The organism is Bellilinea sp. (genome assembly GCF_034432615.1).
Classification (GTDB): domain Bacteria; phylum Chloroflexota; class Anaerolineae; order Anaerolineales; family Anaerolineaceae; genus Bellilinea.
Map to the genome: position 1 here is coordinate 1 of NZ_DAOUBL010000211.1, position 4212 is coordinate 4212.

The 4212-nt window shown below is 52.0% G+C and carries 3 protein-coding genes; all 3 read right to left on the reverse strand.

Features of this window, described 5'->3' with window-relative positions; all coding sequences use genetic code 11:
• Nucleotides 1-1322, reverse strand: a 1322-nt coding sequence (locus VAE48_RS09405) for a substrate-binding domain-containing protein (RefSeq protein WP_322793071.1), incomplete at its 3' end; no start/stop codon positions are given.
• 107 nt (nt 1323-1429) lie between these two features.
• Nucleotides 1430-2674, reverse strand: a complete 1245-nt coding sequence (locus tag VAE48_RS09410) for an ROK family transcriptional regulator (protein WP_322793072.1) — start codon at nt 2672-2674, stop codon at nt 1430-1432.
• A gap of 170 nt (nt 2675-2844) precedes the next feature.
• Nucleotides 2845-4041 carry a Gfo/Idh/MocA family oxidoreductase gene (locus VAE48_RS09415; RefSeq protein ID WP_322793073.1) on the reverse strand — a complete coding sequence of 399 codons (1197 nt, stop codon included), beginning with the start codon at nt 4039-4041 and terminating at the stop codon, nt 2845-2847.
• Nucleotides 4042-4212: the final 171 nt, after the last annotated feature.

A 4212-nucleotide genomic window follows, 5' to 3' on the forward strand; every position in this document is an offset into this window, starting at 1 on the left:
TGCAATTGCTGAATCTGACCGGCTACGTCCGTATCCGCGCTCTCGATCACCAGCTCGGTCGTCAACCCTTTGTCCATGTACTCCTTGTTGACTTCGATCAACTCCGCTATCATCTGCGTCCGGTATTCGCTGCTGATGAACGGATTCGAAATCCCAATCGTGAACTTGCGGGTGGCGGCCTGTTCCTTGACAAAGAAAGTATCCAGAACTTCCTGATCGGTCATGATGCCGTCTAGCAGGTAGGCATCCGGCTTATCCTTGCAGATGTCCAGCCCTTGCTGCAGGTTTGCTTTGGTAATGACAATCGGTACCGGGATGACGAACGACAAACCATTCGCACCACCCAGTTTGCTCTTGTCTACCTGCTTGCCCAACAGCATGTTCACCGCAATCCGCAATCCAGTCGGCGATACACCCGGCGGATTGGCTACCGCAATCGTCTCAAAGTCCGGGCGGTCCTTCAACACCTGCTCCCACAACTTCAGGAACTGGCAGCGGCCTTCACCTACACCCACCGGGAACTTCGCCGGATTGGCCGCAATTACCGCCTGCAACGCACCTATCGCCATCCCGTCCTGTGTCCAGTACCCATCCAGATTCGGGTACGCCGCCAGGAAGTTCGACATCACCTGCTGACCCGTCGCTTCATCCCATTTGCCGGTATCCTTCGCCAGCACCTTGATGTCCGGGTACTGCGACAACACCTCGTCCACCCCTTCCATCCGCGCTACATTCGCCGGATGTCCGGGGAAACCTTCGATCAGCACAATGTTGCCCTTGCCGCCCAATTTCTCGGCCAGCCATTTGGCGCTCGTCTTCGCCCATTCCTTCTGGTCAATGCCCACGTTGTACACGCCCGGCACATTCAACTCCTGATCCACCGAGATCACAATGATCCCCTTGCTCACCGCTTCCTGCAGTGTCGCATTCAGACCATTTACATCACTCGGATTGACCAGAATCGCGTCCACTCCCTTCGCCATCAGATTCTGCAATTGCTGAATCTGACCGGCTACGTCCGTATCCGCGCTCTCGATCACCAGCTCGGTCGTCAATCCTTTGTCCATGTACTCCTTGTTGACTTCGATTAACTCCGCTATCATCTGCGTCCGGTATTCGCTGCTGATGAACGGATTCGAAATCCCAATCGTGAAGGGAGGACCCTTCGATTCAACCGGCGGTTGAGTGGGTTGTTGCCCGGTTTGCGGGGGTTGGGTTGGTTGAACCTCGGTTGTGGGGGTTGCGGGTGTACCGCAGGCTGCCAGAATCATGGAAAGCACCATGATAAAGGCCAGTATGGTAAAGAGGGGTTTTCTTTGCATGTTCATCTTCTCCTTCTGGTAAGTTTTTCGTTCAAACAAAAATTCGGACAAACGATCATTGGGATATTTTGGATGACGTCAACACCTCCTTTCCACTAAATCTTCTTTCAGATGGTCATGGTTGGTTGATCTTCGATGACGAACAGGTATTCGAGCGCGAGAGCAACCGCGCCAGTCACTCCCGCATCGGCACCCATGCGCGAGAAATTGATGGCCAGATGCGTGGTTGCCAGTGGCAGGGAACGACGCAGCACTGCTCGACGGATAGAAACCAGTAAATGATTGCCGAAATTGGCAATGCCCCCACCGATAAAGATGTGACTGGGATTGAAGAAATTAACCAGCCCAGCCAGCACATCCCCAATCATTTGACCGCTGGCACGAATGATCTCCAATGCGGCCTGATCTCCTTCGCGGCAGGCGGCATTGACGTCTTCAGGGCGTAAAACGCCGCCGTTAAGATCCATTAAATTTTTGAGGAAAGGACTGCTGCCGTTCAACGCGGCTTGCATGGCTTTTTCTGTAATCGCCGGGCCAGCCGCCATCGCCTCCAGACAACCGGTATTACCGCAGCGGCAGATTGGTCCGTTTTTATCCACACAAATATGTCCAATATCACCAGCGCAACCCGTGCTGCCGCGGTGGATTTTTCCATTGGAAACGATGCCGGCCCCAATACCGGTGCCGATTTTTACAAAGATAAAATGATCCACATTGATTCCATCACCGGCGCGTTGCTCCCCCAGCGCCATGATGTTGACATCGTTGTCTACGACCACAAAAGCGTTTGGAAAAGATTCTTTCACAAATCCCCGTATCGAGAAATTTTCCCAATCCGGCATCAAAGGTGGCGCAACCAGCACCCCGCGCGCAAAATCAACCGGGCCGGGTACGCCAATACCAATGCCCAAAATCTGATCAGCCCGGCAACCCTGCAACTCTATCAGGTGAAAGATGATCTCGACACAGCGCCGCAAAAAGGGTTCCGGGCGTTGGCGTACATCGGCTGCTTCGCTATAACGTTGTAAAATACTTCCTGAAATATCCGCCAGCGCAACATCCACACTGGTTGCACCGATATCCACCCCCACTACAAAACCAAGGTTGCGGTTAATACAAAGCAGGCGGGGTTTTCTTCCACCCTGGGAAATACCCTCGCCTGCTTCCATAAGGAAACCCTTTTCCACCAGATCGCGAATATCATGAGCCGTCTTCGCTTTGGACCAGCCGGTCATGCGGGTAATATCCGTACTGGTAATACAGCCCTGCCTGCGCAATGCACGGATAATTTCCGCTTCTGCGCTGTTCAACAAAATGGGGGCTTTGATTCGTGAGCGAAGGGTATTGTTCATGAATTGGGGTAGAGCGAAGATCGAAAATCAACGCTGATACAGGGACGTTTTTATCGGGAGAATCTGCGATAAAAACAACTTGCCCTTATTATTACAAAATCCTTTCGTAAATTCAATAGACGGTTTCGTATATTTTATTAAGAACTTCGTTTATTTGATAGACAAAGTTCTTACTCTCGAATGATCTGGCTGATTGCACCCGTCTTCTTGTCCTTCAGGATGATCTTGAGGTTGCCGTTAGGCATGCGCTCTTCCTTGATCAGATAATGCTCCTCATCGTAGTCCTTCAAAGCAGCACCGCGATCTTTGCCCTCGCCGCCGCGCCACACCTTCAATTCCACCGGCTCCCATTTTTTGGACTGGGCGGATTTGTAGCAGGCATCGATAATCGCGTTGACCACATAACCGTCGTAAAAGGTCTCCATTGGCTGCCTGCCTTCATCCATGGCATTGAACATATCCAGGAACATCTCCACATACCCCAGCGAGCCGATTTCATCACCCACCGGGAACAACCAGCCGGTATCACCTTCCGCCTTCTCGGCCACATATCCACCCTGCCCTACCGCCGTGAACATTTCAAAACCGGTGCGCAGCCAGTGATTCAGCCAGACCGTTCCTTCCGTCCCCGCAATTTCATCGCGCAAATCCATCCCGCCTCGAAAAGTCCACGAAACCTCAAACTGCCCGATTGCCCCGTTGTCATAACGCACCAGACCGACCGCATGATCTTCCGCATCAATGGGATGAACCTGTGTATCTGCCCAGCAAGTCACCTCAATCGGGCGGTTCTCCTTGCCAATAAAATTGCGCGCAATTTCAATGCAGTGACAGCCCATATCCACTATGGCTCCGCCGCCGGATTGTTCTTTGGTCCAGAACCAATCACTGTGTGGTCCACCATGCGTTTCGCGCGAACGCGCCCACAAAATTTTACCCAGTGCCCCTTTACGGGCCGACTCCAGCGCTTTGAGCGTCTTGGGGGTATAGACCAGATCCTCAAGATAACCATGAAAGACACCCGCCTTTTCGACCGCTTCCAGCATTTCCAGCGCCTCATCCGCATGGGTTGCCAAAGGTTTGGTACACAATACCGCCTTACCGGCTTCAGCCGCCAGCAATGCCGCTTGTTTATGCAGGTAATTTGGTAAACCGATCACGACCGTATCCACTTCCGGATCGCGAATCGCTTGCGCCATGTCGGTAGTCCAGCGCGGGATACCAAACTCTGCCGCGAATTTTTCGGCCTGTTCCGCCCGCCGCGAATAAGCAATCACAACCGACTCCTGGCCACGATATTTCAACAGACTCATCGTGTAAAAACGCCCGATCAAGCCGGTACCCAGCATGGCAATTTTGTGACTCATTTCAGTTTTCTCCAAAGGGGGAATTTGAAATATCCAAATGTACGAACATTCTAATTATAGATGATTCCATTGTGCGTGTCAACTTGCTTTTCCGCCCTGTTATTTAAACTTGAAAGTTGGACAGTTTAAAGCTGAAAAGTGGACAGGGAGCTTTCTTAACATTTGAAGATA

Bases quoted from the DNA above. Each gene is read 5' to 3' on its own strand.
- VAE48_RS09410 (WP_322793072.1), bottom strand. From the start codon at position 2,674: ATGAACAATACCCTTCGCTCACGAATCAAAGCCCCCATTTTGTTGAAC.
- VAE48_RS09415 (WP_322793073.1), bottom strand. From the start codon at position 4,041: ATGAGTCACAAAATTGCCATGCTGGGTACCGGCTTGATCGGGCGTTTT.